Here is a 17,683-nt window from a genome sequence, read left to right as displayed (position 1 = left end):
AAGGAGTTACATTTTATCAACCACAAATAATTATAACCGAAATTTGAATAAGATTCGATTTTATGGGGCGAGTAGCAAAAAGGAAAGAATTAAGGCCATATTATTAATGTAGATTTACATGGGTGAAAATTGTCCAATTTTTTCATGTGAAAAAGAACACGATATTGAACCGATTTACCAATATTAATCCAATTATTTTATCATAGTAGAAAATAATAATAGTTTTTTTGTCTAAAAGTAAAATTGATCTAATTTTACTAAAAAGCCAATAATAATCGAGTTAGAGTATGAATGTACAATAATCCCACTTATCATAATGTAGGTATGAAGACCTTCAGGCATAAAACGAAGCATGTTCAGTTTAAATGGGGACTGCCTATTTTGGCATTGCTTGAAGCAGGCCTGCTTGTGTACCTGGTTATTCAATTGTCATAAACAGTCAATGCCATCCATAAGCTTTAGGGAACAGCAGGAAAGTCATCGGGGAGAGGTGAAGGCATGAATGAACAATTGACTTTATTGTTTGCTATGGCAGAGACTGCTGGAATTCTTGCTCCCATCGCTTTTATCTTTTTTCATATCATCCGGCAATTTCTGTTCATTCCGGTACCACTTGTCTGCATAACTGGAGGAGTTCTGTTCGGAAGTTTTTTTGGTTCTGTTTTCTCTCTTGCAGGGTTGATGATCAGCAGCATTCTTTTTTATTTTCTAATCACAAAAATGCCGGGGACACATGAAAAGCTTTCTTTATTAAAGAAGCGGTGGTTCGGGGAGTATCGGAATTTAACTGTCGGCCAGGTTGCAGTTTTAAGGCTTATCCCTTTTATTCATTATCATTTATTGAGCTTTTGTCTGATGGAAAGAAATAAGGGATTTAATCAATATCTGAAAAATTCATGGATCACCAATTTGCCGCTGGCTGTTTTTTATACCGTTTTCGGAGAATTCATCAGCAGATTTACTCCTTCAATGATTGTCCTGATTTTGCTGTCACTTTCTGTTTTAGTATTTGTACTGAGGGAGAAGGTGACTGTTATTAAATGGAGAGAATTCTTTAAAGCAGCATAAAAAAACGTTCGGGGCTGCCGAACGCTTTTTAAAGATGATCTTTAATTTCCTCGCCTGGAGAAGCTGTTTTATGCATGAACTCCTTCACAGGACTTTTCCAGTCAATTTTTGCAGTAGGATAAGCCTCGGTTATCTTTCTTTCAATAAAAAGAAAATCTTCCCTTACCATCCCTTTAAGGGCCGATGTATTGTGCGGCCAGATGAAAATGGAGACCACATCAAAAGCATTATCAGTGGTACCCAAATACTTTTCGCCTTCAAATAAAACCCCTTTATACGTAATCAGGAAGTTCTTCCTGACATTTTCCTGGTCATCCCAAAAATAATATCTTTTCTGTTCGTGGGCAAGCTCTAGCTTTCTCTTGGAATTCACCAGATATTTTACCGCGGTGTATATAAGAAAAAGAATCAGAGCAAACAATAGCATGCGCAGGAGCCACATAGTAACCAGCCCTCCATTATTATTTTCCTTTCTATACGGATGAGATTAAAAAAAGTTTCAACATTTTTTCGATTTGTTATAATTTTTCTGATGGGCATTATAATGGAAGTTAATCTTTAATTTCATATAGGATGGTGGAAAATGAATTATCAGCAATTATTTCAAATGCAAAAAGGGCTAGACAGCCATATAGAATCAAATCATGGTTTAGAGGAAGAAGATTTATTTGAGCGTAAGATACTGGCGCTGCTTGTTGAATTGGGAGAGCTTGCTAATGAGACGAGATGCTTTAAGTTCTGGAGCCTTAAGCCTTCCTCCCCTCAGGAAACAGTATTGGAAGAGTTTGTAGACGGTATACATTTTATTTTATCGCTTGGAATTGAATGCGGATTTGACGGGGAAAAGGACTTTGCTGTTGCGTTGGAAAAGGCGGCTTCAGTGAATGGCCAGTTCTTGTCTGTTTATGAAGCTATCGGAAAGTTTCGGTCCAGCCGTTCTTTAATGGATTATAAAGAGCTTATTGCAGCCTACTTACATCTGGGGGAAATGCTTGGATTTAACTCTTCGCATATAGAAAAAGCATATATAGACAAAAATGAAGTAAATTATAAAAGGCAGGCTGAAGGATACTAAATAATTTTTCCGCCTTCAGCCTTAGGGATTATCCGTCTGATAATTCTTTATATTGAATCGGATGTTCGGTATAATATGAGTAAATAAATATTAAGGGAGTCGAAATGATGGCTAAATTAGATGAAACGTTAACGATGCTTAAAGACTTAACAGATGCGAAAGGAATTCCGGGAAATGAGCGCGAACCGCGCGAGGTTATGAAAAAATACATAACAGCATATGCTGATGAAGTCACTGCAGATGGATTGGGAAGCCTGATTGCTAAAAAAACCGGCAAAGAAGGCGGCCCGAAGATCATGGTAGCCGGCCACTTGGATGAAGTGGGATTTATGGTAACAAACATTGATGATAAAGGTTTTATCCGCTTCCAGACAGTTGGCGGCTGGTGGTCGCAGGTTATGCTGGCACAGCGCGTGACAATTGTAACGTCGAAAGGAGATATTACCGGGGTAATTGGTTCAAAACCGCCGCATATCTTGTCCCCGGAGGCGCGCAAAAAGCCTGTTGAAATTAAAGATATGTTTATTGATATTGGTGCTTCAAGCCGTGAAGAAGCGAAAGAGTGGGGAGTAAAACCTGGTGACATGGTGGTTCCATATTTTGAGTTTACGGTTATGAATAATGAAAAGATGCTTTTGGCGAAAGCCTGGGATAACCGCATTGGCTGCGCAATTGCCATAGATGTGCTCAAGCAATTGAAAGATGCTGAACATCCAAATGAAGTTTATGGTGTAGGAACGGTACAGGAAGAGGTTGGTCTTCGCGGAGCCCGTACTTCTGCACAAAAAATCGAGCCGGATATCGCATTTGGTGTAGATGTTGGAATCGCAGGTGACACACCGGGGATTTCTGAAAAAGAAGCCATGAGCAAAATGGGCAAAGGGCCGCAAATCATCCTTTATGATGCATCAATGGTCTCTCACAAAGGCCTGCGTGACCTTGTAACAGACACTGCAGATGAACTGAATATCCCTTATCAATTTGATGCTATCGCTGGCGGAGGAACAGATTCTGGAGCCATTCATGTTACACATAATGGAGTTCCATCCCTTTCAATCACCATTGCAACACGGTATATCCATTCCCATGCAGCAATGCTTCACCGCGATGACTATGAAAATGCAGTAAAGCTGATTGCTGAAGTGATTAAGAAGCTTGACAGGGAAACAGTTGATAAAATTACATTTAAATAAAATGGAAAAAAACTCCGGCTCTTTCCGGAGTTTTTTTCCATTTTATTTAAGACTGCTCTCCAAGGTTTGAAGCATTTCCAGCTTGTCTTCTTCAGAGGAGTTTTTCCAAATTACCTCAAATAATACACCTAAGCCAGGCAGCATTTTTTCTTCCCCATTTTGAATGGCATCTACGATTGTATCTTTCAGTTCATCTTGAGAGTTGCCTGATACATTGTGTAAAATGGCATTGCGCAGGTTTAAATTCACCTTAATGCACTCCTTCCAGATTTAATTCGTTATTATCTTCTCTAATTTTGCTTTTATTATGTATTTCAAATAAGCTATAATGAAAAAACTGTACAAAAAAATTCCGGTTGTACGCTATTTTCTTTAAAAGGAGAGACCGTGTTGAAGCATATACAATCTGCAAAAAACCCAAAAGTTAAAGAATGGAAAAAACTTCTGGCCAGAAAAGAGCGTGACAAAACAGGAACGTTTTTAGTTGAAGGTTTTCATCTGGTGGAAGAAGCACTTAAAGCCAATCAAATAGAAGAAATAATTATTGGTGAAAATAAAGACATGCCTCCTGGATGGGACTATGGAGACATCCCTGTAACGATGGTTACAGATGAAATCATCGGGCTGCTGGCGGATACCGAAACACCACAGGGAATTTTTGCTGTCTGCAGTCAGGAGCCATCCTCTGATGAAGTAAAAGGAAAACGGTTTTTATTAATTGATGCCGTCCAGGATCCCGGCAATCTGGGTACGATGATCAGGACCGCTGATGCGGCAGGAATCGATGCTGTTATTGTGGGTGAAGGCAGTGTTGACGCATATAACCCGAAGGTGCTCCGCTCTGCACAGGGCAGCCACTTTCATTTGCCTGTTTTAAGAGGAAATCTTTCTGACTGGATCGTCAGACTGAAAGAAAGTAATGTACCAGTCTATGGAACCGCTTTGGAAAATGCCCGGGAATACACCAAATATGAGTCCTCTGATTCCTTCGCACTGCTCGTTGGAAATGAAGGGAACGGGGTGAATAAAGAGCTCCTGGCTAATACAGCAGCAAACCTTTATATTCCGATATTCGGGAAAAGCGAATCACTTAATGTGGCGGTGGCAGCCGGAATTCTTCTTTATCATCTAAGAAAATAGAAAATGGGCGGCAATTTTATGAAAACCGTTTGAAACAGCCTCAAGAATGTAATATAATTAACAGCAAAATTATAATAACAAAACGATGACGGAGATCAGTACCTTGCAGTCAGCCTTTTCAGGGAGAAAATGCCTTAGACTGAAAGCATTTTTACAGGAAATGCAAGAGAAGTTTCACCTCCTGAGTTGGCATCGGGACCATTGAAAAGAAATGTTGACGCTCTGCTGAGCGAGCCAATTACGCTTTTCGATGTAAAGATGTACCGGCATAAGCCGTTATCCCAATGAAGTGAACACGTGCATGAAGTACATATATGTGTTAAAAAGGGTGGTACCGCGAAACCTCGTCCCTTTATGGGGATAGAGGTTTTTTATTTTGGCCAAAAAAGTATAAGAATTAATTTCAAGGAGGATTTTTAGATGCAAGAGCGTTTAAAGGAACTGCAAACTGAAGCGTTAGAAAAGATCAGCACAGCCGCTGATTTGAAAGAGCTAAATGATATCCGTGTATCCTATTTAGGCAAAAAAGGCCCGATTACTGAAGTGCTTAAAGGAATGGGGAAATTGTCTGCTGAAGAGCGTCCAAAAATGGGGGCCCTTGCGAATGAAGTGCGGGACAGAATTGCTGCCGGAATTGAGGAAAAGCAAAAGCATCTGGAGGAAGCGGCTGTTCAGGAAAAACTGGCTGCAGAAAAAATTGATGTCACTCTTCCAGGAAGACCTGTTAAAACAGGAAACCACCATCCGCTGACGCGGATTATTGAAGAAATTGAAGATTTGTTCATTGGGATGGGTTATACAGTAGCTGAAGGACCTGAAGTTGAAAAAGATTATTATAATTTTGAAGCATTGAATCTTCCTAAAGGCCATCCTGCCCGGGATATGCAGGATTCCTTCTATATTACAGAAGACATTCTTCTTCGTACCCATACTTCGCCGGTACAGGCAAGAACAATGGAGAAGCATGAAGGCAAGGGACCAGTTAAAATCATCTGTCCGGGTAAAGTGTATCGCCGTGATAATGACGATGCTACACACTCCCACCAGTTCATGCAAATAGAGGGACTTGTTGTAGATGAAAACATCCGAATGACTGATTTAAAAGGAACATTGGAGATCTTTGCAAAGAAAATGTTCGGGGATGATCGGGAAATCCGTCTTCGCCCAAGTTTCTTCCCGTTTACAGAGCCATCTGTGGAAATGGATATTTCCTGTAAGATCTGCGGCGGAAAAGGCTGCAGCGTATGTAAAGGCACTGGCTGGATTGAAATTCTTGGCGCTGGAATGGTTCATCCCAATGTTCTCGAGATGGCAGGCTTCGACTCTAAGAAATACACAGGCTTTGCATTCGGAATGGGACCTGAGCGAATTGCCATGCTGAAGTATGGTGTAGACGATATTCGTCACTTCTATACAAATGATGTGCGTTTCTTGAAGCAATTTTCAATTCATGAATAATTTGAAAGCCCGGAGCTAGGGAATAACCAAGGAGGATTACAAATGTTCGTTTCATATAAATGGCTGCAGGAATATGTTGATTTATCAGGCGTTACACCTGCAGAGCTTGCAGGAAAGATTACTAAAAGCGGTATTGAAGTTGAAGGCGTAGAGGTTTTGAATGAAGGCATCAAAGGTGTTGTAGTAGGGCATGTCCTTGAAAGGGAACAGCACCCAAATGCTGATAAATTGAATAAATGTTTAGTCGATACAGGGGCTGGTGAGCCTGTACAAATCATATGCGGTGCCCCAAATGTGGATAAGGGACAGAAAGTAGCCGTGGCTACAGTAGGTGCTGTGCTTCCAGGAAATTTTAAAATAAAGCGTGCCAAGCTTCGCGGCGAGGAATCGAATGGAATGATTTGTTCGCTTCAAGAGCTCGGCATTGAAAGCAAACTGATTGCAAAGGAATACTCTGAAGGCATTTATGTTTTCCCTAATGATACAGAGGTTGGCCAGGATGCCCTTGAGCAGCTTAATCGTGATGACCAGATTCTGGAGCTTGGATTGACACCGAACCGTTCTGACTGCTTAAGCATGCTGGGTGTTGCTTATGAAGTGGCAGCTATTTTAGGAAGAGAAGTAAAGCTTCCTGAGCCGCTGGTTGAGACCACTTCTGAGATTGCTTCTGATTTCATTGAAGTTCAGGTGGACGCAAAAGAAGATAATCCTCTTTACGTTGCGAAGGTTGTAAAAAATGTAAAGGTTGGCCCGTCTCCTGTATGGATGCAGGCGCGTTTAATGGCAGCAGGCATCCGTCCTCACAATAACGTGGTGGATATTACAAACTACATTTTGCTTGAATACGGCCAGCCGCTTCATGCTTTCGATTATGACCGTCTGGGATCGAAGCAAATCCTTGTACGCAGAGCAAATGATGGCGAAGTGATTGTCACTCTTGATGATGCAAAGCGTGAGTTAACATCAGAACATCTTTTAATAACAAATGGGACAGAGCCAATTGCACTTGCGGGTGTCATGGGCGGGGCAAATTCTGAAGTGCAGCCAGACACTAAAAATGTGATTATCGAATCAGCTTATTTTAAAGGTGCAACCGTAAGAAAAGCTTCAAAAGATCATGGCTTAAGAAGTGAAGCAAGTGCCCGTTTTGAAAAAGGTGTGGATCCAAACAGGGTTAGAGCTGCTGCAGAAAGAGCTGTTCAACTGCTTGCACAATATGCAGGCGGGGAAGTGCTTGAAGGATCTGTAGAAGCAGATGCACTGCAAGTGGAGCCTGCGGTGGTGTCTGTAACGCTTGAAAAAATAAATCGCGTTTTAGGCACGGAATTAACCATGAAGGAAGTAGAGGCTATTTTTGCCCGCCTTCAATTTGAAACAAATACTGATAATGATACGATTACTGTTACAGTTCCAACTCGCAGAGGCGACATCACGATTGAAGAAGACCTGATTGAAGAAGTTGGCCGTTTATTTGGCTACGATAACCTGGCATCGACTTTGCCGGTTGGTTCGTCTACACCAGGGCATCTTTCCCAATACCAGAACAAACGCAGATTGGTCCGACGCTATCTTGAAGGCGCGGGACTGTATCAGGCAGTAACTTATTCATTAACAAATGAAGCAAAAGCGACTCAATATGCACTGGAAGAACGCAAGCCTGTGCAGCTGGCAATGCCTATGAGTGAGGATCGCAGCCTGCTTCGGCTAAGTATTGTTCCGCAGCTTCTGGAGGTATTAAAATATAATTCGGCACGCCAGAACGACAGCCTGGCTGTTTATGAAACAGGAGCAGTGTTCCTCTCCAATGGAGAAGAGGAACTGCCTGAAGAGCGTGAGCATCTTGCCGGTGCGGTTACGGGCCTATGGCACAGCCATCCATGGCAGGGAGAAAAAAAGCCGGTTGATTTCTACGTTGTAAAAGGTATCCTTGAAGGGTTATTTGAAAAGCTGGGGCTTACTGACAAGATTGAATTCCGTCAAGCGCAAAAGGATGGAATGCATCCTGGCAGAACAGCAGAAGTATTGCTTTCCGGAAATTCAGTTGGGTTTGCCGGCCAAATCCATCCGACTGTCGAAAAAGAGCTAGATTTGAAAGAAACATATACATTTGAGCTTTCATTAAAAGCGGTTCTGGAAGAAGAAGTTTCACCTTTGCAGTATGAATCTATTCCGCGTTTCCCTTCAATCACAAGGGACATTGCACTTGTAGCAGATCAGGGAACAGCAGCGGGCGAGCTTAAAGGCATCATTAAAGAAGCTGGCGGCAAATTATTGAAAGACGTGCATGTTTTTGACTTGTACGAAGGCGAACGGATGGAGCCAGGCAAAAAATCGCTTGCTTTCTCCCTTAAATACTTCGACCCAGAACGTACTCTAACGGATGAAGATGTTACAAAAGCGCATGACAAAGTATTGGAAGCTGTGAAGGAAAAAGCCGGAGCAGTATTGAGAGGATAAAATGAGGAAGGCAGCCCGGGGGCTGCCTTTTCTGTGTTTGGCCGTTAAAGGGGTCCTACCAACAAAAAGCGCAAAACATACGCTAAGCAAATTTCGACATGAAGAAAGCCGATTTTTCCTACGCTAAGGAATCATCGGCTTTTCTATTGGAAAAGAATTATTAACTAATATTAGTATTTAGGTAAACTTCGCCTAAGCAAGGGTATAGATAATTTAAATAAATTGATCAGTTAAAGAAATACTTTTTAATATTATTAAAATAATTGTCAAATTCCGTCTGGTTTATAGTATAAATGTTAAATCCGTTTTCCTTTCTTTCAATTACTAAATTATTCTGTTTGAGTAGGCTAAGATGTCTCGATACTGTAGCTGTGGTAATATTCAATTCATTCGCAATTTCCTGAGATTTAATTTTGGAGTTGCTAGAAATTAAAGAAAGTATTTTTAATCTTCCTAGCTCTGAAAGTGATTTTCCAATTTCAGATAAGCTTTCTAAAGACTTTTCTTCTTCTAATTTTTGTTTAATCAACTCATTATTTATTTCTTTACTTAAATATATTGATGCGTCGTATACTATATTTAATTCACCTAAACCCCAAATTACTATAAATTTTGGAGAAACATATAAAGAAGGGTAAAAACGAATCAATTTAGTTTCTCTAGTTGGAAATTGCTCAGGTATTTCATATCCTGTTAGTAATTTAGAGACAACCTTATCAAAACCATTCGACAATAAGTCTACATCGAGTGAATTATTACTTTGTTCCCATTTATCTTCTAAATCTAATTCTTTCCGTTTAAAAAGGTTCTCGTAGAAATCAGTCCAAAGTTGGATCAATTCATTATAGTAGGAGTTAAAACTTTCAATAAATTCTAGTTGTTCTTCATTGATAATACCATTTAACTGTTCAATTCTATTTTTAATTTCTTCTCTTGGTGAATTTGAGTTTTCTAAAATATTTTTAATTTCAAAAGCCTCAATATATCTTCCTAGTAGATAATATAAAAATTCTTCTTTCTCCAAATTATTCAAGTGTTTAATAAAATTTGGAAAAGTATGATCTTCCTTCATCCCTAAGATACATTCAGCTAACTGGGCACCATATTCAAAATTCCCATAAAACTTACTCAAAGTTTTATAATTCTTTTTGTAAAAAGTTTTTAAATCTTCATCATTATCACCTTTATTTAAGTAACAACTTCTTAGACAAGCCATCATTTCAAATAAAGGGGAAATCTTACATTCCACCGTACAATTGCTATTAATAGTTGCTATGGTAAAAACAGCCATAAAATCACTAACTTTCATTAATATATTTTAATAAGTAAATTTTTTATAAAGGAATTAAATGATTGTTTATTTGATTCTCTTGAATTTGAACTTACAATGATATGTCCTGCACGACTATAAGAATCAGCCGTCTCCTTTACTTTTTCACCAATATTATAATATATATCCCATTCTTTGATATTTTCATCACTGATTTTATCTGAAAATCCTTTACTTAATAATATTCCTTCTGCAAATGTTAAAAACTTGATTGAACTATGCTTGACGTGTTTAGTCATTACCAATTCTAAAACAGATGGATCATAATAAGATCTTATACCTATTTCATACTGATCTATACCGGTTGAAAGGGTATGCAAATAGGGGATGTAATCACCACCTGGTCTAGTATGCATTTCAATAATAACTATTTTATTGTTCTTATTATCCCATTTAACTTCAATATGACTAGGGCCATATTCTACTCCTATTAATGTTAGAGATTCCTTTGTTAAGTGTATAATTTGATCATATAAGTCCTGATTTAGGGATGCTGGAACAGAATGTCCAGTTTCAATAAAGTTCGGTTTTCCAGTTGTGTCTTTCTCAGTTATTCCTAATATAAAATGCTTCCCTTTTGAAGAAATTGCTTCAATACTATACTCAGGTCCTTCTATATATGGTTCAACTATCCACTTTGTATCATTGTCTTCCTTATTCTTCAGATGCCATTCTGTCCATTCCTCATGATTTTCAATAAAAGAGACATTTTTACTACCATAACCATCGAGGGGCTTGATAATAAAGGGAGTTTGAATCGGTAATTCCTGATGATGAAAATTACTAATAAGGCCTGCTTTATAGTTTAATTTTAGTATATCACTCTTTAAAAATATTTTTCTCATAAGTGATTTATTTCTAGTGGATTCTATAACTTCAAGGTGATTAGTAGGTAAATTTAGTTTTTCGCTGATAATTGAAGCAGATTTTAACCCTAATTCTGTAAAACTTATTACTAAGTCAATCTTCTTATAAATTTTTAAAATATCATTAACCTTTTGATATATCTCTTCTTCATCCTCTAAACTATTTACAATAATAATACTCTCTGCTTGATCGGTAACTTTAGTAGAGATACCTGTAGATCTAGGACTAATTACTATGACTTTAAAACCAAGATTTTTTCCTGCTAACACTCCAAATTCGCTAGCACCTAATATAATTAAAACTTTATCCATTAGTAACACTCCATTCTAAGCTATTTATAGCCTCTTTAGCAGCTTCTTGGGCCTCTTCTTTTGTATCACCCTTTGTAATAATATAACCTAACCGGTTGTAGCTGCTTTTTATGCCTGTTGAGCTATAAGGTAATTTATTAATACTCATTCTTACATAACCTTTTGTATCTTTAACCTTATCAACTCCATTCACTTCTGTATATTCCCCTAAAGATGTCGGCAGAGCGAACTGAATGGATGCATATTTCTCTTTCTTATCACCAATATTCGGTTTAGTACCTATAGCTTGGAGTACAACATGCTCTACCATGTTTATACCTGTAGCTATCTCTACTAATTCTGGTATACAATCCCCGGCCAATCTGGGGTTTATTTCCACTAAATATAAATTGTTTTCGTTAATAAAAAACTCAATGTGGGAGGCTCCAAAGTTAAGTCCAAATAATTCGAGTAATTTTGATAGATTTTCTTCTAGGTTAGTAAAAGGAAAATCTAAGGGGCCAGTTACATGACCACATTCAACTGAATGCTCACCAAAGGTTTCTTTCTCGGTAATGGAAACAAGCTTCCATTGTAAATCGGTATATATCATTTCAGCAGAATACTCTTTTCCGATTATTAACTCTTCAATAAGCCATTCTTCTGCTAATTGATACCCACGTTCATTTGTTTTTCTTTTAATCTCAGTTGTTAATGAGTTTCTTAATTGTTCTTCATTTTTACAGACCGTTACTCCGTTGCTTCCACTATCATCTACTGGTTTAATTACACATGGGAAATTCAATTTTAATTGGTCAAGGTTTTCTATAGAAGAAACAGCATTGTACTCTGGTTGAGAAATTAAATTAAATTCATTTTTTATAATGTGATCACGCATTTTTCTTTTGTTTCTAACTTTTTCTAAAGAACATGTTTTATGACCAGGCAAATTAAGTTCATTCGCCAATGATGCTGCTGGCAAGAGGTGATAATCATCAAATGCTAAAACTCCTGAAAAACTCAATTGCTTCTCATTAATTACATACTTCATTTGATCAATATCATAAGTATCAATAACTAGAAATTCGTCTGCAATTTTACTCGGATGATCCTCTTGCATAGAATTATACTGACCAAAATCAGATGTCCAAAAATGAACTTTATAACCCTTCTCCTTTGCTATTTTCATAGCTTTTGATCCGGTTCCTGTAGTATTGGTCTCAAGAAATAAAATGTTTTTCATATTTTCTTCTCCTCTAAATATTCTCTAGTCTGTATGAATTTATTATTAGATTTTAAGCTTAAAATATGGATTGTTAATATAAAGGCAGAAAGTACAAATAAAATTAAGAAAGTAAAATCATTAAAATACTGATAAAGATTTAAACCTACAAAACTTCCTAGGGACTCTCCCAATCCCCATACAACTCCAGCAACTCCAAATGCCCATGATGAGCTTAGTTCACCTCTATTAGCTACTAGTTCACTATCAATTGATGGGACCCATATAATTTCACTTATACTAAATATAATTATAGCTATTACGACAAATGGAATTGTTGGGTTAAGCCACAAAACCATAAAAGAAATACCAATTAACACAAATGCAATTGAATACCATAATTCTTTACGAATAAGAGGTTGAAATTTTGGAAAAACACCTTGAATCAGTATTACAGTTATCGCATTTATTGTAAAAAGTAGACCTATTGTTTTCCCAGTAAATTCTTGCGAAAATACAACTGGAAAAGTAGTAAATATTTGTGTATAAAGAAACCAGAAAATAGAAGAAAACAGTGTAAATCTTAAAAAAGTTTTAAATCCTTTATTTTCTTTTCTGTATTTAATAAACTCAAAAATATTTAAACTTTCCTCTGATTTTTTTAATTGTATGTTAGGGAGAAGCAGAGCTATAAATCCAGCAAACACATAATTAAACATACTGATAATTAGTAGATTATTTGGATTCCAATCTAATACTAATCCCCCTAAAAGAGGACCAAGGGATGCTCCAACATTTACAGCAATATTAAGTAACGCATAAGCATTTAGCCTTTTGGATTCTTCAAGCATTGAAATATGCGTTTTTAAGGCAATATTATATAAAGATATAAATATACCTAAAGTAATAACAAATAATAGAAGTATAAAATAGTTAGTGGAATAGGTAATCACTAGAAGTGTTAAGGAAGAACCAAATAAGCCAATAAGTAAACTTTGTTTTAGTCCAAGCTTATTGATAATTCCTCCAACAAAAGCACTTCCTGCCTTGGACATAAAAGTAAATGCTGCAACTATAAAACTAGCCTTACTAATCTCTATATCTTTCACCTCTACCAACCAAAGTGAAAGGAGAGGAATTATTGAAAAAAAACCAATCGAATTAAAAACCCTGATAAAAAAGCTTAATACTCCTTCATTTTTTATTTTATACATAAACAACACTCCTAGAGAGTTTTTTTACAACCGTCTTTATTATTTCTGAAGCTTTATAAATATCCTCCCTAGATATATGCCGATTAATCACTATCCTTACCAAACCAGGTAACCAAGGAAAAAGTAATAATCCGTACTCTTCACATAATCTTAAAAATTCATTTGTGTTGTTAGTTAAGCTATTTATGTTTATAAAGATCATGTTGGTTTCTATGCTTTCAACATTTATTGAAATCTCTGGAATTTCATTTAGTAAAACAGCCATCTCTTTTGTAAGTTGATGATCTTTTTTTATTTTTATAAGGTGATAATCCAATGCGTATTGAGCTGCAGCAGCATACATTCCAATTTGGTGTAATCCCCCTCCAAACTGCTTTCTTAATGCTCTAGCAGACTGTATAAAATCTTCACTCCCCATAAGCATTGAGCCATAAGGTGCACCCAGTCCTTTTGCGAAACAAACACTTAAGGAATCAACATTTCTTGCATATTCCTTTAAAGGAACTCCAGTAGCAATATGGGCATTAAATAACCTTGCTCCATCCATATGGAGTGAGATACCTATTTCTCTTGTGTAGTTGTACAAACTTTTAATGGTTTCAATTGGGAAAGTCTTACCTTGATAATAATTTATTGTATTCTCAATAGTGACTAACTGTGGTTTCGAATATAGAGGCCCTCTCGGCTTTGAATTTATTAATTCCTCGACATCGCCCTTATTAATAATCCCGTCTTTTTTTCTTACACAATTCAATACTGCTCTGCTAAGTATTGCAGTCGAAGCACTTTCATAAAAATTAATATGGTAATTTGCTTCGGTGATAATTTCATTTCCTTCTTCAACCTGGGCTTTTATTGCTATTTGATTAGCCATTGTTCCGCTAGGAACAAACAGTGCCCCTTCTACTTCAAAAAGTTCTTTACAATAGTCTTCTAAATTATTTACACTTTCATCTTCACCGTAGCAATCATCACCTACAATAGCAGTCCTCATTACTTCCCGCATTTCTTCAGATGGTTTTGTTAAAGTATCGCTTCTCATATCAATCATTGTTTTGCACCTCACAGAAGTATAGTTAATATGTAATTACACATTTACACAATTACGCAATTATATTATCATGTAATTAAGAGATAATCAATTCCCTTTTGGAAAATAATTGTTATTAGTGGAAATTACCAATAACTACCAATTAATATTACTGTTCAGATACTCATCAATTAATGAACATGGCATTATAAAATTAGTTTTCTACCTTTCTGTATTCAATAATTGTTCATAAACCCTGTAAATAAATCTATGTTCAGATATTGCCATCCAATTAAGTTATGTTACGATAAAAAGCAGAATAATCAAAAAAGGATGAAATAAATGAAGGTAGGATATGCGCGCGTTTCCACAGGCATTCAAAATTTAGATTTACAACTAGATGCGCTTAAAGAACATGGCTGTGAAGAGATATTTACTGATAAGATCAGTGGTGCTAAAGATAAACGACAGGGATTAGAAGATGCTCTCCGTTTTGTTCGAACTGGTGATACTTTAGTGGTCTGGCGCTTGGATCGATTGGGAAGGAATATGCAACATCTTATTAAGATTGTCAATGATCTCAATGATCAAGGCGTTAGTTTTCATAGCCTGCAAGAAAACATTACGATGGACAAGGCTAGCGCTACGGGACAGCTTATGTTTCATCTCTTTGCGGCTTTTGCCGAATTTGAGCGCAATCTTATTCACGAACGTTCGGCAGCTGGTCGTGCTGCAGCAAGAGCCAGAGGACGATTAGGAGGAAGACCGGAAAAGTTAGATAAGAAAGAATTAGAAATGTTAAAGACACTAGTGGCAAGTGGAACACCTATTACAGATATTGCTCAAATGTGGGGAGTTTCACGAACAACCGTTTATCGATACCTAGAAAAGAAATAAACTAAACTTATGAAGGGACGGGAGGAAATGGCATCAAGGGGAAAGGAACTGCTTACAGCTGATCAAAGAGCAGAATTTGTAAGAATTCCGGCTGATATGACCGAACGGGAACTAGAAACCTACTATACTTTTTCTCAATATGACATGGAGATTATTAAAAGGCATAGAAGAGATCATAATCGTTTGGGATTTGCTGTCCAATTATGTGTACTGCGCTATCCCGGATGGTCTCTCACAGATGTTGAACCTATACCAGATTATGTAATCCAATATATTGCTAAACAAATCAATGCTAATCCTGATTCTTTTTCTTTATATGCCCAACGTGACCCAACCAAGCATGAACATATGGAAGAGATTCGACAGGTATACGGATATCAGAATTTTTCTGTAAGTACATATCGGGAATTAGCTCAGTATCTTTTGAAGCATGCTCTTCAAAATGGTAATTCCATGTATCTGCTTCGAACTGTTCAAGAGGAACTTAGGAATCGAAAAATAATTCTTCCTGGAATGACTACAATAGAGAGGCTCGTGTGGGAAACCCGTCGTAGGGCAGAGGAAAAGATTTTTAAATCCTTAACCACCACTCTTTCATTGTGGCAAAAACATAAATTGGATCAACTTATAGATCCCTTTGTGGAAAGCAGGAAAACCCCATTAGCATGGTTGAGAGAACTTCCCGGCCAATCATCACCTGATGCCTTTCTAAAAGTAATAGAGCGTTTAGAATATATTCGAGAGTTGAAACTGCCATTAAACATAAATGAAGTTCATCCTAATCGATTACTTCAATTATCTCGCATTGGGGCTCGTTATGAACCCCATTCATTTCGTAGATTTAAAGACAATAAGAAATACGCCATTCTTATAGCATATCTAGTAACATTAAGTCAGGATTTAATTGACCAAGCAATTGAAATTCATGATCGGCAAATGATGATTTTACAATCGAAAGGCCGTAAAACCCAAGAGGAAATGCAAAGGGAAAATGGAAAAGCAGTTAATGAAAAAGTTGTTCATTTTGCAGATATTGGGGCTGCACTTATTCAAGCACGAGATGAAGGACTTGATCCATTTAGCACCATTGAAAAGGTAATGCCTTGGGATAAAATCGTTACTTCTGTTGAAGAGGCAAAAAAATTAGCTCGACCAATGGATTATGATTACCTTGATTTGCTAGAGAATCGATTTACTTATCTGAGAAAGTATACCCCTACTCTTCTGAAATCATTAGAGTTTCGTTCTACAAAAGCAGCAGAACCATTATTACGTGCATTAAAAACATTGAACGAAATGAATGAATCTGGAAAAAGAAAAGTACCAGATGAAGCTCCGTTAGATTTCGTTCCAAAACGATGGGAAAAGCATGTATACGATGAAGAAGGAACCATTAATCGGCATTATTATGAAATGGCTGCCCTTACAGAATTAAAAAATCATATTCGTTCAGGAGACGTATCTGTTGTCGGTAGTAGGCTCCATAAAGACTTTGAGGAGTACCTTGTTCCCAAAGATGAATGGACAACAACCAATCTAAAGGAAACTAGACTGGCGGTTCGTTCATCAGCAGAGGAATATCTTGAAGAAAGAAGGAAGGCTCTAGCTGAACGCTTTACATGGATTTCAAATAATCTTGATAGTCTTGAAGGAGTAAATATAAAAAAAGCAAAACTTAGAGTGGATCGTTTGGAAAAGAATACCCCAGAAGATGCACGAACCTTCAGTTTATCCTTATATAATATGCTCCCAAGAATTAAGCTCACTGATCTATTAATGGAGGTAGCGCACTGGACAGGATTTGACGAAATGTTAATACACGCTTCCACCAATCGCCCTCCGAAGGGAGAAGAAAAGGTCATTTTGATGGCTGCACTTATGGCAATGGGAACAAATATTGGGTTGACTAAAATGGCAGATGCTACACCTGGAATTACTTATCACCAGATGGCCAATGCCGCACAATGGCGATTGTATGATGATGCTATAAATCGAGCACAGGCAACTTTGGTAAATTTTCAACACAAACTTGCTCTAGCTTCTTATTGGGGAGATGGCTCTACATCTTCATCTGACGGAATGCGAGTACAAGTTGGTGTTTCATCGTTGCATGCGGAAGCAAATCCTCATTACGGTACCGGAAAGGGTGCAACTATTTATCGGTTTACAAGTGATCAATTTTCTTCGTTTTATACGAAAGTCATTAATACCAATGCAAGAGATGCTGTCCATGTAATCGATGGGTTACTTCATCATGAAACAGAATTAAATATTGAAGAGCATTTCACAGACACTGCTGGTTATCAATACCTTTTTGTAAAAAAATTAAAATTATTATGTGTTCTTTCATTGTAGACATGTACTTAACGAAAGATTTAAAAATGACTAACGATTTAAAGTCGTTAGCCATTATCTTTCACAATCGCGCTCGATTGTGGAAGT

At 37.2% G+C, this 17,683-nt stretch carries 14 protein-coding genes, 1 pseudogene and 1 other annotated feature; of the genes and pseudogenes, 8 read left to right on the top strand and 7 right to left on the bottom strand.

All coding sequences use genetic code 11. The features are described from left to right. Positions 1-498 precede the first annotated feature (498 nt). Positions 499-1,068: a TVP38/TMEM64 family protein gene (locus tag BFI01S_RS17305; RefSeq protein WP_061793722.1), complete on the top strand. Its 570-nt coding sequence runs from the start codon at positions 499-501 to the stop codon at positions 1,066-1,068. A 28-nt stretch (positions 1,069-1,096) separates the two neighbouring features. Here BFI01S_RS17305 and BFI01S_RS17300 read toward each other — a convergent pair whose 3' ends face one another. After that, positions 1,097-1,510 carry a hypothetical protein gene (locus tag BFI01S_RS17300; protein WP_061793721.1) on the bottom strand — a complete coding sequence of 138 codons (414 nt, stop codon included), beginning with the start codon at positions 1,508-1,510 and terminating at the stop codon, positions 1,097-1,099. Between the two features lie 141 nt (positions 1,511-1,651). Between BFI01S_RS17300 and BFI01S_RS17295 the strand changes: the two genes are divergently transcribed. Next, positions 1,652-2,143, top strand: coding sequence for a dUTP diphosphatase (locus BFI01S_RS17295; RefSeq protein ID WP_061793720.1), 492 nt, complete (start codon positions 1,652-1,654; stop codon positions 2,141-2,143). A 107-nt stretch (positions 2,144-2,250) separates the two neighbouring features. Beyond that, positions 2,251-3,336 (top strand): M42 family metallopeptidase, encoded by a 1,086-nt coding sequence (locus BFI01S_RS17290; RefSeq protein WP_061793719.1) that lies wholly within the window; start codon positions 2,251-2,253, stop codon positions 3,334-3,336. Positions 3,337-3,378: 42 nt separating this feature from the next. Here the strand turns inward: BFI01S_RS17290 and sspI are convergent, their stop codons facing one another. After that, the gene (gene sspI, locus BFI01S_RS17285) at positions 3,379-3,585 is read right to left on the bottom strand and encodes a small acid-soluble spore protein SspI (RefSeq protein ID WP_035330267.1); all 207 of its coding nucleotides are present in this window, start codon (positions 3,583-3,585) and stop codon (positions 3,379-3,381) included. A 141-nt stretch (positions 3,586-3,726) separates the two neighbouring features. Between sspI and BFI01S_RS17280 the strand changes: the two genes are divergently transcribed. From BFI01S_RS17280 to pheT, 3 genes are all read left to right on the top strand, one after another. Beyond that, the gene (locus BFI01S_RS17280) at positions 3,727-4,476 is read left to right on the top strand and encodes a TrmH family RNA methyltransferase (protein ID WP_061793718.1); all 750 of its coding nucleotides are present in this window, start codon (positions 3,727-3,729) and stop codon (positions 4,474-4,476) included. Positions 4,477-4,552: 76 nt separating this feature from the next. Next, positions 4,553-4,831 (top strand) — a binding site (T-box leader). A 65-nt stretch (positions 4,832-4,896) separates the two neighbouring features. Next, the gene (gene pheS, locus BFI01S_RS17275; protein ID WP_061793717.1) at positions 4,897-5,934 is read left to right on the top strand and encodes a phenylalanine--tRNA ligase subunit alpha; all 1,038 of its coding nucleotides are present in this window, start codon (positions 4,897-4,899) and stop codon (positions 5,932-5,934) included. A gap of 42 nt (positions 5,935-5,976) precedes the next feature. After that, a complete protein-coding gene (gene pheT, locus BFI01S_RS17270; protein ID WP_061793716.1) occupies positions 5,977-8,391 on the top strand; it encodes a phenylalanine--tRNA ligase subunit beta in 2,415 nt (804 codons plus the stop codon). A gap of 226 nt (positions 8,392-8,617) precedes the next feature. Here the strand turns inward: pheT and BFI01S_RS17265 are convergent, their stop codons facing one another. The 5 genes from BFI01S_RS17265 to BFI01S_RS17245 are packed head-to-tail and all read right to left on the bottom strand — an operon-like array spanning position 8,618 to position 14,365. Then, positions 8,618-9,682, bottom strand: coding sequence for an ArsR/SmtB family transcription factor (locus tag BFI01S_RS17265; protein WP_066226253.1), 1,065 nt, complete (start codon positions 9,680-9,682; stop codon positions 8,618-8,620). A gap of 17 nt (positions 9,683-9,699) precedes the next feature. Further along, positions 9,700-10,899 carry an ATP-grasp domain-containing protein gene (locus tag BFI01S_RS17260; RefSeq protein WP_061793714.1) on the bottom strand — a complete coding sequence of 400 codons (1,200 nt, stop codon included), beginning with the start codon at positions 10,897-10,899 and terminating at the stop codon, positions 9,700-9,702. After that, positions 10,892-12,121 carry an ATP-grasp domain-containing protein gene (locus BFI01S_RS17255; protein ID WP_061793713.1) on the bottom strand — a complete coding sequence of 410 codons (1,230 nt, stop codon included), beginning with the start codon at positions 12,119-12,121 and terminating at the stop codon, positions 10,892-10,894. Before BFI01S_RS17255 ends, BFI01S_RS17260 begins: the two co-directional genes overlap by 8 nt. Next, the gene (locus tag BFI01S_RS17250; protein WP_061793712.1) at positions 12,118-13,314 is read right to left on the bottom strand and encodes an MFS transporter; all 1,197 of its coding nucleotides are present in this window, start codon (positions 13,312-13,314) and stop codon (positions 12,118-12,120) included. The genes BFI01S_RS17255 and BFI01S_RS17250 overlap by 4 nt, the downstream gene beginning before the upstream one ends. Then, the gene (locus BFI01S_RS17245) at positions 13,307-14,365 is read right to left on the bottom strand and encodes a threonine aldolase family protein (RefSeq protein ID WP_061793711.1); all 1,059 of its coding nucleotides are present in this window, start codon (positions 14,363-14,365) and stop codon (positions 13,307-13,309) included. Before BFI01S_RS17245 ends, BFI01S_RS17250 begins: the two co-directional genes overlap by 8 nt. 321 nt (positions 14,366-14,686) lie before the next feature. On the opposite strand from BFI01S_RS17245, the gene BFI01S_RS17240 reads away from it, so the two are divergent. Together BFI01S_RS17240 and BFI01S_RS17235 are read left to right on the top strand one after the other, a co-directional pair. Continuing rightward, positions 14,687-15,241 (top strand): recombinase family protein, encoded by a 555-nt coding sequence (locus tag BFI01S_RS17240; protein ID WP_061793710.1) that lies wholly within the window; start codon positions 14,687-14,689, stop codon positions 15,239-15,241. A gap of 27 nt (positions 15,242-15,268) precedes the next feature. Next, positions 15,269-17,545 (top strand): annotated as a pseudogene (locus tag BFI01S_RS17235) (Tn3 family transposase); the annotation flags it as partial. Positions 17,546-17,683: the final 138 nt, after the last annotated feature.

This window comes from Cytobacillus firmus NBRC 15306, assembly GCF_001591465.1.
Taxonomy (GTDB): Bacteria; Bacillota; Bacilli; order Bacillales; family Cytobacillaceae; genus Cytobacillus; species Cytobacillus firmus.
Note: the sequence above shows the minus strand (reverse complement) of the source record. Positions and strands in the feature narration are given on the sequence as shown.